General features: G+C 66.9%; 18 protein-coding genes. 2 read left to right on the top strand and 16 right to left on the bottom strand.

Translation table 11 applies throughout. The features are described 5' to 3' along the window. Window positions 1–24 precede the first annotated feature (24 nt). From GWL_RS08680 to GWL_RS08605, 16 genes are all read right to left on the bottom strand, one after another. Complete coding sequence (locus tag GWL_RS08680; protein ID WP_008328897.1) at window positions 25–819, bottom strand: 2-keto-4-pentenoate hydratase; 795 nt, start codon at window positions 817–819, stop codon at window positions 25–27. A 42-nt stretch (window positions 820–861) separates the two neighbouring features. After that, window positions 862–2,250 (bottom strand): amidase, encoded by a 1,389-nt coding sequence (locus tag GWL_RS08675; protein ID WP_008328889.1) that lies wholly within the window; start codon window positions 2,248–2,250, stop codon window positions 862–864. A gap of 43 nt (window positions 2,251–2,293) precedes the next feature. Continuing rightward, complete coding sequence (locus tag GWL_RS08670; protein WP_008328886.1) at window positions 2,294–2,521, bottom strand: cis-(methyl)benzoate dihydrodiol dehydrogenase; 228 nt, start codon at window positions 2,519–2,521, stop codon at window positions 2,294–2,296. Between the two features lie 63 nt (window positions 2,522–2,584). Beyond that, window positions 2,585–2,797: a 2-hydroxymuconate tautomerase gene (locus tag GWL_RS08665; protein ID WP_255347959.1), complete on the bottom strand. Its 213-nt coding sequence runs from the start codon at window positions 2,795–2,797 to the stop codon at window positions 2,585–2,587. Then, window positions 2,794–3,771: a tripartite tricarboxylate transporter substrate binding protein gene (locus GWL_RS08660; protein ID WP_008328880.1), complete on the bottom strand. Its 978-nt coding sequence runs from the start codon at window positions 3,769–3,771 to the stop codon at window positions 2,794–2,796. The genes GWL_RS08665 and GWL_RS08660 overlap by 4 nt, the downstream gene beginning before the upstream one ends. 12 nt (window positions 3,772–3,783) lie before the next feature. After that, complete coding sequence (gene dmpG, locus GWL_RS08655) at window positions 3,784–4,824, bottom strand: 4-hydroxy-2-oxovalerate aldolase (protein WP_008328878.1); 1,041 nt, start codon at window positions 4,822–4,824, stop codon at window positions 3,784–3,786. Between the two features lie 13 nt (window positions 4,825–4,837). Then, the gene (locus tag GWL_RS08650; RefSeq protein WP_008328875.1) at window positions 4,838–5,752 is read right to left on the bottom strand and encodes an acetaldehyde dehydrogenase (acetylating); all 915 of its coding nucleotides are present in this window, start codon (window positions 5,750–5,752) and stop codon (window positions 4,838–4,840) included. 32 nt (window positions 5,753–5,784) lie between these two features. Continuing rightward, the gene (locus tag GWL_RS08645; protein ID WP_008328873.1) at window positions 5,785–6,588 is read right to left on the bottom strand and encodes an SDR family NAD(P)-dependent oxidoreductase; all 804 of its coding nucleotides are present in this window, start codon (window positions 6,586–6,588) and stop codon (window positions 5,785–5,787) included. Then, window positions 6,585–7,187: a hypothetical protein gene (locus GWL_RS08640; protein WP_008328872.1), complete on the bottom strand. Its 603-nt coding sequence runs from the start codon at window positions 7,185–7,187 to the stop codon at window positions 6,585–6,587. Before GWL_RS08640 ends, GWL_RS08645 begins: the two co-directional genes overlap by 4 nt. Window positions 7,188–7,212: 25 nt before the next feature. Then, complete coding sequence (dmpH, locus tag GWL_RS08635) at window positions 7,213–8,001, bottom strand: 2-oxo-3-hexenedioate decarboxylase (RefSeq protein WP_008328869.1); 789 nt, start codon at window positions 7,999–8,001, stop codon at window positions 7,213–7,215. 19 nt (window positions 8,002–8,020) lie between these two features. Further along, complete coding sequence (dmpE, locus tag GWL_RS08630) at window positions 8,021–8,806, bottom strand: 2-oxopent-4-enoate hydratase (RefSeq protein ID WP_008328863.1); 786 nt, start codon at window positions 8,804–8,806, stop codon at window positions 8,021–8,023. Between the two features lie 23 nt (window positions 8,807–8,829). After that, window positions 8,830–9,696 carry an alpha/beta fold hydrolase gene (locus GWL_RS08625; protein ID WP_008328861.1) on the bottom strand — a complete coding sequence of 289 codons (867 nt, stop codon included), beginning with the start codon at window positions 9,694–9,696 and terminating at the stop codon, window positions 8,830–8,832. A gap of 269 nt (window positions 9,697–9,965) precedes the next feature. Further along, window positions 9,966–11,420 carry a 2-hydroxymuconic semialdehyde dehydrogenase gene (locus GWL_RS08620; protein WP_008328859.1) on the bottom strand — a complete coding sequence of 485 codons (1,455 nt, stop codon included), beginning with the start codon at window positions 11,418–11,420 and terminating at the stop codon, window positions 9,966–9,968. Window positions 11,421–11,445: 25 nt separating this feature from the next. Further along, complete coding sequence (locus tag GWL_RS08615; RefSeq protein ID WP_034350336.1) at window positions 11,446–11,877, bottom strand: heme-binding protein; 432 nt, start codon at window positions 11,875–11,877, stop codon at window positions 11,446–11,448. A gap of 144 nt (window positions 11,878–12,021) precedes the next feature. Then, the gene (locus tag GWL_RS08610) at window positions 12,022–12,966 is read right to left on the bottom strand and encodes a catechol 2,3-dioxygenase (RefSeq protein ID WP_008328854.1); all 945 of its coding nucleotides are present in this window, start codon (window positions 12,964–12,966) and stop codon (window positions 12,022–12,024) included. A 21-nt stretch (window positions 12,967–12,987) separates the two neighbouring features. Beyond that, window positions 12,988–13,359, bottom strand: a complete 372-nt coding sequence (locus tag GWL_RS08605; RefSeq protein ID WP_008328848.1) for a 2Fe-2S iron-sulfur cluster binding domain-containing protein — start codon at window positions 13,357–13,359, stop codon at window positions 12,988–12,990. A gap of 126 nt (window positions 13,360–13,485) precedes the next feature. Between GWL_RS08605 and GWL_RS08600 the strand changes: the two genes are divergently transcribed. Both GWL_RS08600 and GWL_RS08595 read left to right on the top strand, forming a co-directional pair. Next, window positions 13,486–14,397, top strand: coding sequence for a LysR substrate-binding domain-containing protein (locus tag GWL_RS08600; protein ID WP_008328845.1), 912 nt, complete (start codon window positions 13,486–13,488; stop codon window positions 14,395–14,397). A 114-nt stretch (window positions 14,398–14,511) separates the two neighbouring features. After that, window positions 14,512–17,427, top strand: a complete 2,916-nt coding sequence (locus GWL_RS08595; RefSeq protein ID WP_034350331.1) for a Tn3-like element IS1071 family transposase — start codon at window positions 14,512–14,514, stop codon at window positions 17,425–17,427. Window positions 17,428–17,481: the final 54 nt, after the last annotated feature.

The following is a 17,481-nucleotide window of genomic DNA, read 5'->3' as shown; positions in this document are numbered from 1 at the left end:
GATCCGCACCTATCAAGTGTCGTTTCACAGACGCCGCACAGTCACATCTACCGACCAAGCGTCCCCAAACGAAAACACTCCCGTCAACCTCCCCCCCACCTCCAGCTCACAAGCCTTTGTCAGCCCACCCGTGATCACCAGATCACCCGCCTCCAGCCGCTGACCAAACGCGGCCAGCTCCCGCGCCAGCCGCGCCACCGCGTCAAGGGGGTGGCCGTCGGCATCGGCGCCCACGCCCTGTCCCAGCGTGTGGTGGCTGCCGTCGTGCAGGCGCACCGCCACGGTGCCCGCCGCCATCAGGTCGGTCACCGGCAGGCGTGGCCCGACGACGACCTGGCCGGCGGACGAGTTGTCGGCGGTGTTCTGTTCGAGGTTGAAGCGGTAGCCTGTCCAGGTGGAGTGCACGACTTCGAGGCAGGCGTAGGCGCCCTCCACGGCGGCGACCACGGTGTGGCGGTCGACGGGCGCGTGCCGCGCGTCGAGGGCGGTTTGGAGGCGCAGCCCGATCTCGGGTTCGACCCGCGGCTGCACCAGGCGCTCGTGCACCGCGTCGCCCGAGTTCAGCAGCATCCGGTCGGTCAGCGGCCCGATGTTGGGCCGGGCTATGCCCATCTGGCGGCGCATCACTTCCGACGTGTAACCCAGCTTCCACCCGACCACGCGCTCGCCGGCGGCCAGGCGCAGGCCGAGCAGCGCGCGCTGGATGGCGTAGGCGGTGGCGAGGTCGGGCGTGCCGATGGTGGCTGCGGCGTCCAGTGTCCGACCGGCCTGGCGGGCGGCCCAGATCGCTTCGGCGAGTTGGTTGGGCGTCTGGGTCATGGGGGGGCTCCGCCTGGAAAGGTTGAGGGTGGGGCGCGCCGGCTATGGCAGGTCGGGCGCGCCCAGCAGCGCGTGGCCCTGGCCGATGAGGGCCTCGATGCCGAGCGCGATGCCGATCAGCCGCGCTTCGGCGCGCGGCGGCCCCATCAGCTGCAGGCCCACCGGCATCCGGTTGGCGTCGAGGCCCACGGGCATCGTCAGCGCGCACCAGCCGAACAGGTTGCTGATGGCGGTGTTGCGCATGGCCTTCATGTTGGCCGGCGCGTAGGTCTCCACCGTGCCGATGTCGGCCAGCCGCGGCGGCGAGGCGGGCACGGTGGGCGTGAGCAGGACGTCGACGTCGTCGAACAACCGGGCCGCGCCCGCGCCGCAGCGCTGCAGCACGGCCTTGCGCCGCAGGTACTCGACGGAAGACACCTGCTCGGCCCAGCGCACGCGGTCGCGCACCACCGGGTCCAGCCGCTCCACCTTGTGCGGGAAGTGCTGGTCGAGGTAGGCCGCGAGTTCGGACGCTGCGAGGCCGCCGCGGCGGAAGATGTCGAAGGCTTCCTCGCAGTGCGGCAGCGGGAACCGGACCACCTGCGCGCCGGCCTGGGCGAGGCGCTGAACGGCCGCTTCCACGGCGGCGGCGATGCTCGGGTCGATGTCGTCCCAGAAGTGGTTGGTCGGCACGCCGACGCGCAGTCCTTGCACGCGCACCGGGGCAGGCGCGGGCAGGCCCTGGCTCTCTGTGTCGAGGGCGGCGAACGCGTAGGCCAGGTCTTCCACCGTGCGGGTGAGCACGCCCGCGGTGTCGAGCGAGGACGACAGGGGCACGATGCCTTCGACCGGCCAGCGCCCCACGGTGGTCTTCAGGCCCACCTGTCCGGTCATGGACGCGGGCACGCGCACCGAACCGGCGGTGTCGGTGCCCAGCGCCAGCAGGGCGCTGCCCTGCACCAGCGAGACGCCCGCGCCCGCGCTGGACCCGCCTGGCACGCGGTGCTCGTGGGGTGACCAGGGGTTCCGGGGCGTGCCCCAGTGGGCGTTGACGCCAAGACCCCCGAACGCGAACTCGACCGTGTGCGTCTTGCCGACCACGATGCCCAGTTGCCGCTGCAGCCGCGCGACCAGCGGGCCGGCCGCCTGCCAGGCTTCGGGCAGGGCCTCGTCGCTGCCCGCAAACACCGGCAGGCCGGGCACGCCGTACAGGTCCTTCACCGACACCGGCAAGCCCATCAGCGGGCCCAGGTCCTGGCCCTGGTCCAGCAGGGTGTCGACCGCAGCGGCGGCGCTGCGGGCGCGCGCGCCGTCCCAGGTCTTGTAGGCGTTGAGCCGGGGTTCCATGCGCGCGTGGTGTTGCGCGCAGGTGTCGATCAGGGCCACCGCCGTCAGTTCGCGGCGGCGCAGGCGGGCGGCGTGCTCGGCCAGCGACAGGTGGGCAGCGTTCAAGGGCCTTCTCCTCGGGGTGTGGTGAACAGGGTGTGTCCCATTGTCACCACCCGGCCGCCAAGTCCGCGGCGATCTCTTCTGGTGTGCCCAGGCGGTTCATCGGCGTGTCGCGCAGCAACTGGGTGTAGATGGCTTTCATCCAGCCGGTCTCGGCCTCGCTCAGCGGCTGCGGGTTGCGCGGCACGATGCGCTGGCCGTTGTCGATGGCACCGGGCGAGACGCACCCAGATGGTGCCGCCCACGTTGTGCACCGACGCGTCGACGCGGCCATGGGCCTGCAGGGCCGCCTGCACCACGCGCCCCTGGTAGCGCTGGGCGGCGATTCCGGTCCTGGTCAGCGGCCGAGGTCTTTGGCGCTGACGCCCGCGATGCCCCAGTTCTCCTTGGGCATTTCGTGGATCCAGACGCGGATGGTTTCCTTCTTCGCGTCGATGGCCTCGTGCAGCGCCTGGGTGACCTTCTCGATCACGGCCTTCTTCTGCTCGGGCGTGCGGCCTTCGAGTATGTAGATCTGTGCGAACGGCATGGTGGTGGTCTCCTGGGTCAGTTGGCTTTGATGTCCAGCTTGCGGATCAGGGCACCCCAGCGGTTGTTCTCGGCCTTGATGAAGGCGTCGAACTCCTGGGGCGTGGTGACGCGCAGGTTGCCGGAGATGTTGTCGAACGCGGCCTGGGCCTCGGCGGTCTTGGCGCCTTTGGCCCAGGCGTCGTGCAGCTTCTGCACGACGGCGGCCGGGGTGGCGGCGGGGGCGACCAGGCCGAACCAGGTCTCCACCGCGAAGCCGGGGTAACCGGACTCGGCCACGGTCGGTACGTCCGGCAGGGCCTTGGCGCGCGTGGGCGAGGTGACGGCCAGCGCCTTGAGCTTGCCGCTGCGGATGTGCTGCAAGGTGGTGGCCAGCGAGCTTTCCATGCTCATGATCACCGTGCCCGAGAGCAGGTCCGGCACGATCTGGCTCGACCCCTTGTAGGGGATGTTGGTGAGTTCGATGCCGGCCACCGACTGCAGCAGCTCGGCCGCCAGGTGGTTGCTGGTGCCGATGCCGGACGTGGCGTAGCCGAGCTTGCCCGGGTTGGCCTTGGCGTAGGCCACCAGACCCTTGAGGTCGGCGAACGGTGCGCTCGGGTGCACGACGATCACGCAGGGCGTGGTGCCCACCAGCGAGATCGGGGCGAAGTCCTTTTCCACCTGGAACGGCAGCTTGTCGTAGAGGTAGGGCGCGATGGCCAGGCTGCTGATGGCCGACAGCCCGATGGTGTAGCCGTCCGGTGCGGCCTTGGCCACCGCGTCGGTGCCGATGTTGCCGCCGGCGCCGGCCTTGTTCTCGACCACGAAGGACTGGCCCAGCGCGTCGCCCATGGCCTTGGCGGCGGTGCGGCCCATGATGTCGGTGGGTCCACCCGGTGGGAAGGGCACGATGAGCTTGACGGGACGGGCGGGGTAGGCGTCCTGCGACCAACCAGCGGCGGGTGCCAGGGCCAGGCCGGCCCCCACGGAGGCGATGAAATCTCTGCGTTGCATAGGGTGCGTTCCTCAGGCCGCTTTTTTCTGCTCGCGCGCATCTCGCGCGCGAGCCATGGTCATGGCCGTGTCTTCGATCATGTCTTCCTGGCCACCGACCATCTTCTTGCGGCCCAGTTCGACCAGGATGTCGCGCGCCGACAGGCCGTACTTGACGGCGGCGCGTTTGGCGAACAGCAGGAAGCTGCCGTACACGCCGGCGTAGCCCAGCGTGAGCGCGTCGCGGTCGATGCGGATCGGGAAGTCCATGATGGGCGTGACCAGGTCTTCGGCCACGTCCTGGATCTTCCAGACGTCCACACCGGTCTGCACGTCCATGCGGTCGAGCACGGCGACCAGCACTTCCATCGGCGTGTTGCCTGCGCCCGCGCCCAGGCCGGCGGCGGCAGCGTCGATGCGGGTGGCGCCACATTCAATGGCGGCGACCGAGTTGGCCACGCCCATGGCCAGGTTGTGGTGGCCGTGGAAGCCCAGCTCGGTCTCGGGCTTGAGCGCGTCGCGCACGGCCTGCAGGCGGGCCTTCACGTCGGCGGGCAGCATGTAGCCGGCCGAGTCGGTGATGTAGATGCAGTTGGCGCCATAGCCCTCCATCAGCTTGGCCTGTTTCACCAGGCCTTCGGGGCTGTTCATGTGGGCCATCATCAGGAAGCCCACGGTGTCCATGTCGAGCTTTCGGGCGAAGGTGATGTGCTGCTCGCTCACGTCGGCTTCGGTGCAGTGCGTGGCCACGCGGATGGTGTGCACGCCCAGGCCGTGCGCCATCTTCAGGTGGTCGACGGTGCCGATGCCGGGCAGCAGCAGGGCCGAGACCTTGGCCTGCTTCATCAGCGGGATCACGGTGCCCAGGTACTCCTCGTCGGAGTGGGCCGGGAAGCCGTAGTTGACGCTGGAGCCGCCCAGGCCGTCGCCGTGGGTGACCTCGATCAGCGGCACACCGGCGGCGTCGAGGCCGCAGGCGATGCTCTTCATCTGTTCGAGCGTCATCAGGTGGCGCTTGGGGTGCATCCCGTCGCGCAGGGTCATGTCGTGCAGGGTGATTTTTTGCTGGCTCATGGGGTGCTCCGGATCAGGCGGCGACGGGTTCGAGCACGAGCTCGCCCTTCAGGATTTCTTCGGCAAACATCTCGGCGGTGCGCGCGGCGGCGGCGGTCATGATGTCCAGGTTGCCGGCGTACTTGGGCAGGTAGTCGCCCAGGCCCTCGACCTCCATGAAGACCGAGACGCGGTTGCCGTCGAAGACGGGGCCGTTGACCAGCTTGTAGCCCGGCACGTACTTCTGCACTTCCTTGATCATGTCGTGCACCGACTTCGTGATCGCGGCCTCGTCGGGCGTGCCTTCGACCAGGCAGTGCACCGTGTCGCGCATGATCAGCGGCGGCTCGGCCGGGTTGATCACGATGATGGCCTTGCCCTTCTTGGCGCCGCCCACCTTCTCGACCGCGCCGGCCGTGGTGCGGGTGAACTCGTCGATGTTCTTGCGCGTGCCGGGACCGACCGATTTGCTGGACACGGTGGCGACGATCTCGCCGTAGCTCACCGGCTGCACGCGGCTGACCGCGTAGACCATGGGGATGGTGGCCTGGCCGCCGCAGGTGACCATGTTCACATTCATCTCGCGCTGGCCGACGTGCTGCTTGAGGTTGACCGGCGGCACGCAGTAGGGGCCGATGGCGGCGGGCGTGAGGTCGATCATCATCGCGCCCTGCTCATTGACCTTGCGCGAGTTCTCGGCGTGCACGTAGGCGCTGGTGGCGTCGAACACGATCTGCACACCGTCGGCCTTCATGTGCGGGATCAGGCCGTCCACACCCTCGGCGGTGGTCTTGATGCCCATCTCCTTGGCGCGCTTGAGACCGTCGGAGTTGGGATCGATGCCCACCATCCACACGGGTTCGAGCAAGGGGCTGCGCTGCAGCTTGGCCAGCAGGTCGGTGCCGATGTTGCCGGGCCCGATCAGGGCGCACTTGATTTTTTTGGTCATGGGTTGACTCCTGGGGGAAGAAGAAAAAAGGTTCAGGTGAGCGTGCGCACCACGCCACCGTCCACCCGCAGCGCGGCGCCGGTGGTGGCGCTGGCCTGCGGGCTGCAGACGTAGGCCACCATGGCCGCCACCTCGTCGGGGCGGATGAAGCGGCGCAGCAGCGAGGTGGGGCGCGCGTCGCGGAAGAAGCGGGCCGCGGCTTCGTCGAAGCTCAGGCCCTGCTGCGCGGCGAGCGTGTCGAAGAAAGCGCGTGCGCCTTCGGTCAGCGTGGGGCCGGGCAGCACGCTGTTGACCGTGACGGCGGTGCCGGCGCAGCACTCGGCCAGGCCGCGTGCCACGGACAGCTGGGCCGACTTGCTCATGCCGTAATGCACCATCTCGGCCGGCGGGCAGATGCCCGACTCGCTGGAGATGAAGACGATGCGGCCGCGGTTGCGCGTCAGCATGCCGGGCAGCGCGGCGCGGGCGAGGCGCACGCCGCTCATCACGTTGACCTCGAACAGGTGCTGCCAGTCGGCGTCGGCGATCTGCTCGAAGGGCTTGGGCTCGAAGATGCCGAGGTTGTTGACCAGGATGTCCACATCGGCCAGCCGGGTCGCCACCTGCTCGCAGCCGGCGGCGGTGCCCAGGTCGGCGGCGATGCCCGACACCTCGGCCTGCGGGTGCTGTTGGCGCAGGGTCTGCAGGGCGCGCTGCACCGACGCCTCGCCGCGGCCGTTGAGCACCACATGGGCGCCGTCGGCCAGCAGGGCCTGGGCGATGGCCAGGCCGATGCCAGCGGTCGAGCCCGAGACGAAGGCGGTCTGCCCCGCCAGGGGGCGTGGTGCCGGGCTCATGGGCGCCCTCCTACGGGCGGACGGGCGTGCAGCCAGCCGGCCAGCCAGCGGGTCAGGCGCGGCGCCACCACCCAGGTCATGAGGACCACCACCAGCACGGTGATGACCATGGTGCGCGGCACCAGCGGCCAGTCGGCCAGCAGCGGCGCCACGGTGAGGAACAGCAGCAGCACGGTCGGGAAGATGCCCAGCCAAGTCACGATCGCCACCTTCCAGCGCGGCGGCGCCTTGGTGGTGCTGCCCGCCGGCGCGAACCAGTAGTCCAGCCCGCTGACCCGGCGCATCTCCTGCGCACCGACGGTGTGGGGTGCGACTTGCGCGAGCCAGCGGGCCCGCTCGGGCGAGTCCTGCCAGGCGGCCAGGTGCGCCTCGTTGTCGAAGGCGAAGACCACGTGGTAGAGCAGGGGCTCGTCGCCGCCGCCGGCCTCGCCAGGGCGCACCAGCTGGCCGCCCAGGTGGCCGCCCAGGTGGCCGGGGAAGTGGGTCGCTGCCTCGATCATGCCGGCCATGGCCGTCTCGAAGCCGGCCACGCCTTGGGGTGCGACCCGGCGCGTGACCAGCACGGTCACGGCGCGCGACGGGGTGGCGGGTGCGTTCATGGGTGCAGGCGGCTCAGGGCGGCGCTCAGACGAATCGCATGCCAACCGTGCCCAGGTCCTGGAAGCGCACGTTCACGCTGTCGCCGGCCTGCACCGCAATGGCTTCGGTCACGCCGCCGGTCATGATGAAGCTGCCCGTCGGGATCTCCTGACCGCGCGCGCCCAGGTGGTTGGCCAGGGCGGCGATGGCGGCGGCCGGGTGGCCCATCACGGCGGCGCCGGCGGCCATGGCCACGATCTGGCCGTTCTTCTCCAGCACCACGCCCAGCGTGCGCAGGTCCAGGTCTTCCACACGACGGGCGCGGCCACCGATCACGAAGCGCGAGGCCGAGGTGTTGTCGGCGATCACGCTCTTGAGGTCGAACTTGAAGTCGCGGTAGCGGCTGTCGATGATCTCCACGCCGGGGATCACGAAGTCGATCGCGGCCATCACGGCGCCGACGTGGCAGCCCGGACCTTTGAGCGGCGCCTTGGTGACGACGCAGATCTCGGCCTCGACCTTGGGGTGGATGAGTTCGGAGGTCTTGATGTCGCTGCCTTCGGCGCAGGCCATGTAGTCGCTGACGAAGCCGAAGACCGGCGTGTCCACGCCCATCTGCTTCATCTTGGCGTAGGAGGTCAGGCCGCACTTGAGGCCCACCGTCTTGTGGCCACGGCTTTCCTTGCGCGCGCGGATCAGGTCCTGGATCGCGTAGGCGTCGTCCCAGTCCATGTCCGGGTGGTCGTCGGTGATCTTGGTGACGTCGTGCGCCTTCAGCTCGGCGTTTTCCAGGTGCTCGGCGAGCTGGGCGAGGGTGTTCTTGTCGAGTTTCATGTGGTTGTTTCCTTCCCGCTCAGGCGACGAAACGCACCGACGTGCCGCCCAGGCCGCCGACGCTGCAATACAGGCTGTCGCCCGCGACCACCGGCACCAGCGGCGACTGCGAGCCAGAGAGGATGATGTCGCCGGCCTTGAGGCCGATGCCCAGACGGCCGAGCGTGTTGGCCAGCCAGGCCACCGCGTTGACCGGCGAGCCCTGCACCGATGCGCCGCAGGACGTGCTGATGATTTCGCCGTTCTTTTCCAGCACCATGCCGGCCAGCGCGAGGTCGAGGTCGCGCGGGCTCTTGCGCAGGCCGCCGAGCGTGAGCACGCCGCAGGAGGCGTTGTCGGCCACGGTGTCCTGGATCTTGATCTTCCAGTCCTTGATGCGCGAGTCGACGATCTCGAAGCACGGCATCACGCAGTCGGTGGCGCGCAGCACGTCGGCCGCGGTGACGCCGGGGCCTTCGAGGTCGCGCGCCAGGATGAAGGCGACCTCTGCCTCGGCCTTGGGCGCGATCATGCTGCTCACCGGGATGGGCTGGCCTTCGTTGTAGACCATGCCCGAGAGCAGGTGGCCGAAGTCGGGCTGGTTGACCTTGAGCATGTCCATCACGACCTTGCTCGTCACGCCTATTTTCTTGCCCACCACGCGCTCGCCCGCGTCCAGCCGGCGCTGGATCATGCGCAGCTGGATCTGGTAGGCGTCCTCGATGGTGATGTCCGCTTCGCGGTCGGTCAGCGGAGCGACGGGTTGGCGGTCGAGCAGCGACTGGTAGAGCTCGTCGCCGTAGTGCTGGATCTTGGAGTTGTCCATGGTGTTCTGTGTGGGAAAAGGGGTCAGGCGGACGCGGCGCCCTGCGCGTCGGCTTCGGCGAGGAAGTTCGACACCAGCTGGGCGAAGCGCGCGGCGTGTTCGATCTGCGTCCAGTGGCCGCAGTGGCCGAACACGTGCAGCTGGCTGTTGGGAATCCACTGGCTCAGCGTGAGCGAGGTCTGCAGCGGAATCACCTGGTCCTCGCGGCCGTGGACGATGAGCGTCTCGTGCGGCAGCGCGCGGATCGCCGATTCGGGGCTGGCCATGGCGTCGACCCAGCGCTGGCGCGGGGCCGGGAACATGGCCGAGAAGGATTCCTGGAAGCCGGGGCGGATGCTGGCCTGGTAGCGCAGCTCGGCCAGCTCGTCGGTGACCAGCGCGCGGCTGTGGGCGAAGATGTCCAGCAGGCGCTTCATGGTGGCCAGCGAGGGCTCGTAGCCCCAGACCGCGTCCAGGCCCGGCGTGATCGGGAAGGGCACACCGACCGAGCCCATGAGCACCAGGCGGCGCACGCGCTGCGGCGCGCGGATCGCCAGCGCCAGCGAGAGCGCGCCGCCAAAGCTGTTGCCGACCACGTCGGCTTTCTCGACGCCCATCGCGTCCATGACATCCAGCGCCTGCTGGACCCAGGTGTCCATGTTGTAGGTCATGCCGGCGGGGCGGTCGGTGTAGCCGAAGCCCACCATGTCGGGCGCGATGACTCGCCGATCCTTGGCGATGACCGGCATGGCGAGGCGCCAGTTGGCCCAGGCGCTTACACCCGGACCGGAGCCGTGGATGAACAGCACCGGAGGCTGTCCCGGCTTGGAGCTGCCGAGGTCGTGCACGTTGGTGTTGAAGCTGCCTGTGCGAACGCTCAGCGCAATTTCAGGGTTGTGTGGGGCATTCATGTGTCTTGTCCTTGAGGTCTTTGCTTTGAAGGGGCGGCGAGTGGGCCGGGACGACTGGTTCCGTTCATGTCCCCCGTCGGTCGCTGCGCGCTCGCCTCCTCCTTTACTTCACTGCACCAGTCGCCCCGGCCCACTCGCTGTCGGCGCACGAGGCCGTTCGTCCAGGGCAGCCGTGGAACCGGCTATGCCGGGCCACAGGCGGCGTCCCCCTCGAAGCGTCGAAGACGCGCAACGGAGGGGGGAAGCCGCGCAGCGGCGCAGGGGGGAGATCACAGCTTCACCATCACGTTGCGGAGTTCCGTGTAGAACTCCAGCGAGTGCACGCCGCCTTCGCGGCCGATGCCCGAGGCCTTGCTGCCGCCGAAGGCGGTGCGCAGGTCACGCAGGAACCAGCTGTTGATCCAGCACAGGCCGACCTCGATGGCCGCGGCCATGCGGTGCGCCTTGCCCAGATCCTGCGTCCACACGGTGGTCGCCAGGCCGTAGTCGGTGGCGTTGGCCAGCGCAATCGCTTCCTCTTCGGTGTCGAAGGGGGCGATGTGGCAGCAGGGGCCGAAGATCTCCTCGCGGATCACGCTGGCGCTTTCGGGCAGGCCGGTCCAGATAGTGGGCTGCACGAAGTGGCCGTTGGCGTACTCGCCCGTCATGGCCGGTTCACCGCCGCCGGTGACGACGGTCGCCCCCTCGGCCCTGGCCTTGGCGTAGTAGCCCATGACCTTCTGCTTGTGTTCGGCCGAGATCAGCGGGCCGATGCCCACGCCCGGCATGTCGGGGCCGCCGATCTTCAGGCCCTCAGCCTTTTCTTTCAGCGCGGCGACGAACTTGTCGAAGATCGGGCGCTGCACGTACACGCGTTCGGTGCCCAGGCAGACCTGGCCGCAGTTCTCGAAGGCGCTGCGGGTGATGCCGGCGATGGCCTTGTCGAAGTCGGCGTCGGCGAACACGATGCCGGCGTTCTTGCCGCCGAGTTCGAACGACACCGGGCGCACACCCTTGGCGGCGGCGGCCATGATGGCTTCACCCGTGCGGGTCTCGCCGGTGAAGGTGATGCCGTTGACACCCGGGTGCTTGGTGATGAATTCGCCGGCCGAGCCGGGGCCGAAGCCGTGCAGCACCTGGTACACGCCCTTGGGCACGCCGACCGCGTTCATCACCTCGCCCAGCAGGGTCGCGGTGGCGGGGGTTTCCTCCGAGGGTTTGACGATGACGGTGTTGCCGCAGGCCAGGGCCGGGCCGACCTTCCAGGTCATCAGCAGCAGCGGCAGGTTCCAGGGGCAGATCACGCCGACCACGCCCAGGGGTGTGCGCAGGCCGTAGCTGATGGCAGTGCCGCCGTCGGGCGTGGTCATCTGGAAGCTCTCGGTCGGCACGTTCTTGACGATGTCCGCAAAGATCTTGAAGTTGGCGGCGCCGCGCGGGATGTCGATGTGCGAAGCCAGCGAGCGCGGCTTGCCGGTGTCGGCCAGTTCGGCGGCGAGGAAGTCGTCGAAGCGGCGGTTGATCTCGTCGGCCACCGCGTGCAGCAGTTCGGCGCGCTTGACCACGCTCATCGTGCCCCACTCGCCCTTGAGCGCGGCGCGGCCCGCGGCCACGGCCGCGTCGACCTCGGCCTGACCGGCCTCGTGCACCAGACCTACGACCTCGTTGGTGGCCGGGTTGCGGTTTTCGAAGGTCTTGGCGGTGGCGACGAAATCGCCGTTGATGAAGTTCAGGAACTGTTTCATGGTGCGTGAGGAAGGAAAAGAAAAGTCAGTCGAGGCCCAGGGCCTTCAGGCCGGCGCGGGCACAGGCTTCGTCCTGTTCGGCCGAGCCGCCGGACACGCCGATGCCGCCGATGCGCTGGCCACCGGCCACGATGGGCAGGCCGCCACCGAACAGCACCAGGCGCTGGCGCTGGTTCAGGCCGATGCGCAGCAGCTCGTCGTCGCCGATCACGCCGCCCCACTGCGAGGTGGGGAAGCCAAAGCTGGCCGCGGTGTAGGCCTTGTCGATCGCGATGTCGATCGAATGCAGAAACGCATGGGGCATGCGCAGAAACGCGGTCAGCGTGCCCGAGGCATCGGTCACGGCCACGTTGATGCGAATGCCCGATGCCTCCGCATGCGCCACCGCCGCCTGACAGGCCAACGAAGCCGCAGATGCGGTGATGACGGAAGATGGAACAGAGAGAGCGGATGTCATAAGAAGAAGCGGCGAGAGAAAGGTGACTCCAGTTCGAGGGGCACCGAGGAACCGGCTCCGCCGGGCCTCAGGTGCCGTCCCCCCTCCAAGCGCCGAAGGCGCGCCAGAGAGGGGGGAAGCCGCGTCAGTGGCGCAGGGGGGTGATCACGTGTACACCTCGGTGAAAGACGGCACCAGATAGCCCGTGTGATAGAAGATCCCGCTGCCCAGTTGGTCTTCGGTCCAGGTCGTCACCGGCCGGTCGCGCTGGGCCAGATAGCCCAGGCCGGCGAAGGTCTCGTTGCGGTTGCCGCTCGGGTCGAAGAAGTAGATCGTCTCGCCGCGCGTGATGCCGTGGCGGGTGGGGGCCACGTCGATGCGCGTCTTGGTCTTGGCCATCACGTCGGCGGACTTGAGCACGTCGTGCCACGAGTCCAGGAAGAAGGCGATGTGGTGCAGGCCGCTGCGCGGCCCACCGACGAAGGCGATGTCGTGCGGCGTGGTGGTGCGGGCCATCCAGGTCGCCGCCTGCATGTTGCCTTCGGGTCCGACCAGCACCTGCTCGGTCAGGAAGAAGTCCAGCGCCTCGGTCATGAAGCGGGTGTTGTCGGCCACGGTGTTGATGCCGGCCTCGGGATTCATCTCGCACATCAGCAGGCAGTGGTCCAGCCAGTGGGCGCCCGCGCCCTTGAGGCCGTCGGGCCAGGGGTCGGGATTGATGTTGCCCACGTCGGTGCCGACAAACTCCTTGCTGGCATACAGGCGCATTTCGTGCCCGCTGGGCAGTTTGAACTGCAGCATGCGGCCGGTCGAGGGCAAGGTGCCTTCGTCGAGCATGGTGGTCTTCACACCCCAGGCCTCGATCTTCTGCTGCAGCGCTTCAAGGTCGGCTTCCTTCTCGACCTTGTAGGCCAGGTGGTTCATGCCGGCCTGGTCCGACGGGGTCAGGATGACCGAGTACTTGTCCCATTCGTCCCAGCACTTGAGGTAGACGTTGCCCGCCTTGTCCTTCATGGTGGTCTTCATGCCCAGCACGTTCTCGTAGTGCCGGACGGCGGCGTCCATGTCCATCACTTTCAGGCTCGCGTGCCCGATGCGCATCACACCCATGTTGTGTCTCCTGGTGGTTGGTTACTGCTGCTGAATCGAAGGGCTGGCAGTCGCAGACTCTGCGCGCCCCTTGGAAAACGGTTTGCTCAACTTGCCGGCCACTTCGAGGTTCACCGGCGTCTGGGGTGCCACGCGGCATGCCAGCGTGTAGCCCTGGTTCTCTTCGTCGAGCGTCACGTGTGCACGGCTGATCGGCCCCAGGGCCTTGATCTGTCCCTCGACGATGCGGACCTTGCAGACCCCGCAGCCGCCGTTGACGCAACCCACCGGGATGCCCTTGCGGCCCAGGCGGACCATGCCGGTGAGCAGGCTTTCATTGCCGGCGCAGGGAAAGGTCTCGTCCGTCTGGGCCACGTGCACTGCGAACTTGGGGCGGGAATCAAACAGGGACATGTCTCAGTTCTTCTTCAACGCAGCAGCTTCAGCTGCCAAAGATAGGGCGGAGCGGTCATACCGTCCAATACCGAATTTTTGCGACCCTATACTGGTGAGGTATTGCGAGCCGAACCAGGAGGCCCCATGGATCTCAAAGACATGCGCCAGTTTCTGGCGGTCGCCGAAGAGCGCAACTTCACCCGCGCGGCCGAGCGCCTGCACATGGCGCAGCCGCCGCTGTCGCGCCAGATCAAGGCGCTGGAAGACGAGATGGGGGCGCCGCTGTTCCTGCGCACACCGGCCGGCGTGGAGCTGACCGAGGCGGGCCAGACGCTGCTGGACGAGGTGCCCAACCTGCTGCACCTGGCGCAGCGCGCGGCCGAGCGCACGCGGCGCGCGGCGCAGGGCCTGACCGGCCAGCTCGACGTGGGCATCTACGGCTCGGGCGTGCTGGACGTCATTCCCCGCGTGCTCGCGAAGTTCCACGCGCAGCGGCCCGAGGTGCGCATCGCGCTGCACAACCTCACCAAGTCCGAGCAGCTGCAGGCGCTGCGCGAACGGCGCATCAGCGTGGGCTTCAACCGCCTGATCCCGCCCGAGCCGGACCTGGTGGTCGAGTCGGTGTTGCGCGAGCCGCTGCTGGTGGCGATGCACGAAGCGCACCCGCTGGCGCAGCGCAGGCAGGTCGGGATGGCCGACCTCGACGGGCTGCCCATGATCCTCTACCCCAACGAGGCCATCCACGGGCTGGCGCAGGAAGTGGCCGAGGCCTTCCGCCAGGAAGGCGTGCGGCTGGCGGTCGAGCAGGACGTCGAGGACGTGGTGACGGCCGTGGCCCTGGTGGCCAGTGGCTTCGGGCTGACCATCGCCACCCGGTCGGCCGCCAGCCTGCGCCTGCCGGGCGTGGTGTTCGTGCCCTTGCGCAGCCGCCACCTCAAGGACCTGGAGCTGAGCTGCCTCTACCGGCGCGGCGATCCGTCGCCGGTGCTGGCCATGTTCCTGGAGGTGGTGCGTGCGCATGGGAAGGGGTCTCCTCGTTTTCAGTGCAATAAGTGACGGTACGCAAAGCTAGCACTGGCGCGGGGGTGGTCTGGGTAGACCGTTGATTTCATTGACTTTCCTGTTCGCTTTGTAAACGGGTATGGTGGCCTCCCACTTTTGAGGTTCACGATGCAGGGTTGGCACACAACGTTTTTGGGGATGCGTGGGCTCCCCCGCGATATCAGCGACTTCGAGATGAAGGCATTTTTCACCTTCGATGGTGCCGAGCGCGACGCAATCAATGCACGCCGAGGTGATTCCCACAAGCTTGGTCTGGCGCTCCATATTGGTTTCCTGCGCATGAGTGGGCGTTTGCTCGGTGCCTTTCGGGTAATTCCAGTAGCCTTGTGGCGCCACCTTGGCAACGAGCTTGGCATTGCAGCACCAGAAGTCGCCTCGCTGAGAGCCATGTATGAACGCGGGCGCACGCTATTCGATCACCAACAAGTAGCCTGCACGGTCCTTGGATTCCAGTGGATGAGCGAGCACCAGCGCCGCTCACTGGTACGTGAACTGCGCGACGAAGTGGCGCGCTGCGCCGACCGCGATCAGCTACTCGTGCGGGCGCGTCAATGGCTGTACAAGAACAAGCTGGTGATCGTGCACGAGCGGGCAATTCGGACACTGATTGCGGCGGCACTTGCCCAGCTTGAAGTTGAAACAGGCACCGCCATCGCCGCCAGCGTTGATCCAGCAACACTTGATCGCTGGCGAGCCTCAGTTTCAGAGCTGCGCCCAGATGGACAAACCCAGCAGAGTTGGCTATGGGCTGCACCGGCGAAACACTCAACCCGCCAAATCAGCGAGGTACTGGAGCGCATCGACCTGCTTTACACGCTGGACGTTCATAAGCACCTGGCAGACATCCCCGATCTCATCTTGCGCCGCTACGCGCGCCGACTTGTCTCCAGGCCGCCCTCAGCCGGAGCCAAGATCAAAGAGCCAGCGCGCACCGTGGAGGTCGCATGCTTTCTTCGGTATTGCCTGTTCACCACCACAGACCAGTTGATCCTTATGGTGCAGCGCCGGATCGCCGATCTGTGGCGTCAGGCTGCCGCCGATGTCCCCGCTACCGTCAATTGGGCCGCAATGTACAAAACGCTGCTCGGCGAACTTGTTGCCTTGAGCGCGCAAGGTGCGGTGCCAGATGCTGAGTTGCGTGCCCGTCTTGAAGCCTTGATCACCGAAACCCAGAAACGCAAACCACCGAGCAGGGCCTCCCTGGTCCGCGAGGGATTGATTGATGGAATTCGCCCCGTGCGGTCGTTGCTCGTCGCCATTGCAAAGCTGCCCTGGCAGGCCACCGGCGAGCATCCTGCCATCGAGTACCTTGCCAAGCTGCAAGCTTTATATCTCAAAGGATCCAGAAAGCTGCCAGTTGAAGTGGTGGCACCAAGTCTGGGAATGATCTGGCAGGTTTCGATCTCCAGCCCAGACCGGGAACGGGCGTTTCAGGCGTTGGAGGTGGCCACCCTGTTTGCCCTGCGCCGCGCGGTGCGCAATGGCTCGGTCTGGATTGAGCACAGCCTGAGCTTTCGGGGTCGTGCGCGCTTGTTCTTCACGGACGAGCGTTGGCAGGCAGAGTCCAAGAAACACTATGCCCGTCTATCGTTACCCAGCAAGGCTGCCACTTTCTTGAAGCCTTTGCTGGCCAGAGTAACTGCCGGTGTCGATGCGGTGGCCGCTGCAGCCCGCAGTGGCGTACTGCGCGTGGATGATGAACTCCATTTGTCGCCATTGCCCGCAGAGGACGAAGACCCAGAAGTGACCAAGCTGCGCGCGGCTTTGGATCACCGCATCGGTGAGGTTCAATTGCCGGAAGTGATTCTGGCCGTTGACGCCCAGGTGCGCTTTAGCTGGATCATGCTCGGACGTGAGCCGCGCTCTACCGACGAGCTGCTGATGGTCTATGCCGGCATCATGGCCCACGGCACCAGTCTGACTGCGGTCGAATGCGCGCGCATGATTCCGCAATTGTCTGCCACCAGCATTCGCCAGGCCATGCGCTGGGCGCGGGACGAACGGCGTCTGAGCCAGGCCTGCCAGGCTGTGCTGGAATTCATGCAGCGACACCCGATTGCCGCCACCTGGGGGCGGTCCGATTTGGCATCTTCTGACATGATGACCATGGAGACCACCAAACGGGTGTGGCAAGCCCGGCTTGATCCTCGGCGCAACACACCTTCCATTGGAATCTACTCCCATGTAAAAGACCGGTGGGGCATCTTCCATGCGCAGCCCTTTGTGCTCAATGAGCGCCAGGCGGGCGTGGCCATTGAAGGTGTCATCCGCCAAGAAAAGCTGGAGACCAGCCAGCTTGCTGTGGATACCCATGGCTACACCGACTTTGCCATGTCACATGCCCGTTTGCTTGGTTTTGATCTTTGCCCGCGGTTGAAGGAACTCAAACAGCGCCACCTCTTTGTGCCACGCGGCACCAAAGTGCCCGCAGAAATCGCTGCGGTGTGCGAAGCCAATGTCGACGTCGCTTTGATCGAAAAGCATTGGGATAGTCTGGTGCACCTGGCAGCCTCGGTCATGAGCGGACATGCCAGTGCGGTGGCAGCTCTTGCGCGGTTCGGTTCTGCCGCCCAGGGCGATCCAATCTATGAGGCTGGCGTGCAATTGGGGCGGTTGCTGCGTACGGCGTTTTTGGCTGACTACTTTGTCAAGGACGCTTTCAGGAACGAGTTGCGCCGGGTGCTCAATCGGGGCGAGGCTGTTAACGCCCTCAAGCGCGCCATTTATACCGGCCGGATCAGCCCGGCGCAGGCCAAACGTGTCGATGAAATGCAGGCTGTGGCCGATGCGTTGAGCCTGATGGCCAACATCGTGATGGCGTGGAATACCTCACAGATGCAGGCGGTCCTGGATCGCTGGTCGAACCGCCGCCAGGTCATTCCACCGGAACTGATCGAGAAGATTGCGCCCACCAGGCTGGAGAGCATCAACTTGCGGGGTGTGTTTCGCTTCCCGGTTGACCGCTATGCTGACCAAATCCTGCCTTCGCGGCCAAATGCATCGATAACTGGCACCAATGGATGAAACCGACCACGGTTTGACGCCACGAATCGCAGATTTGAAAGTGAACAGGAAAGT

This window comes from Herbaspirillum sp. GW103 (genome assembly GCF_000261365.1).
GTDB lineage: Bacteria > Pseudomonadota > Gammaproteobacteria > Burkholderiales > Burkholderiaceae_D > Herbaspirillum.
The sequence above is the reverse complement of the archived record's forward strand: the minus strand, read 5'-3'. Positions and strand labels throughout refer to the sequence as shown.

Coding starts and splice junctions, on each gene's coding strand:
- GWL_RS08680 (WP_008328897.1), bottom strand. CDS start 819: ATGACCCAGACGCCCAACCAACTCGCCGAAGCGATCTGGGCCGCCCGC.
- GWL_RS08670 (WP_008328886.1), bottom strand. CDS start 2,521: ATGGCCGCGTCGACGCGTCGGTGCACAACGTGGGCGGCACCATCTGGG.
- GWL_RS08660 (WP_008328880.1), bottom strand. CDS start 3,771: ATGCAACGCAGAGATTTCATCGCCTCCGTGGGGGCCGGCCTGGCCCTG.
- dmpG (WP_008328878.1), bottom strand. CDS start 4,824: ATGAGCCAGCAAAAAATCACCCTGCACGACATGACCCTGCGCGACGGG.
- GWL_RS08650 (WP_008328875.1), bottom strand. CDS start 5,752: ATGACCAAAAAAATCAAGTGCGCCCTGATCGGGCCCGGCAACATCGGC.
- GWL_RS08645 (WP_008328873.1), bottom strand. CDS start 6,588: ATGAGCCCGGCACCACGCCCCCTGGCGGGGCAGACCGCCTTCGTCTCG.
- GWL_RS08640 (WP_008328872.1), bottom strand. CDS start 7,187: ATGAACGCACCCGCCACCCCGTCGCGCGCCGTGACCGTGCTGGTCACG.
- dmpH (WP_008328869.1), bottom strand. CDS start 8,001: ATGAAACTCGACAAGAACACCCTCGCCCAGCTCGCCGAGCACCTGGAA.
- dmpE (WP_008328863.1), bottom strand. CDS start 8,806: ATGGACAACTCCAAGATCCAGCACTACGGCGACGAGCTCTACCAGTCG.
- GWL_RS08625 (WP_008328861.1), bottom strand. CDS start 9,696: ATGAATGCCCCACACAACCCTGAAATTGCGCTGAGCGTTCGCACAGGC.
- GWL_RS08620 (WP_008328859.1), bottom strand. CDS start 11,420: ATGAAACAGTTCCTGAACTTCATCAACGGCGATTTCGTCGCCACCGCC.
- GWL_RS08615 (WP_034350336.1), bottom strand. CDS start 11,877: ATGACATCCGCTCTCTCTGTTCCATCTTCCGTCATCACCGCATCTGCG.
- GWL_RS08610 (WP_008328854.1), bottom strand. CDS start 12,966: ATGGGTGTGATGCGCATCGGGCACGCGAGCCTGAAAGTGATGGACATG.
- GWL_RS08605 (WP_008328848.1), bottom strand. CDS start 13,359: ATGTCCCTGTTTGATTCCCGCCCCAAGTTCGCAGTGCACGTGGCCCAG.
- GWL_RS08600 (WP_008328845.1), top strand. CDS start 13,486: ATGGATCTCAAAGACATGCGCCAGTTTCTGGCGGTCGCCGAAGAGCGC.
- GWL_RS08595 (WP_034350331.1), top strand. CDS start 14,512: ATGCAGGGTTGGCACACAACGTTTTTGGGGATGCGTGGGCTCCCCCGC.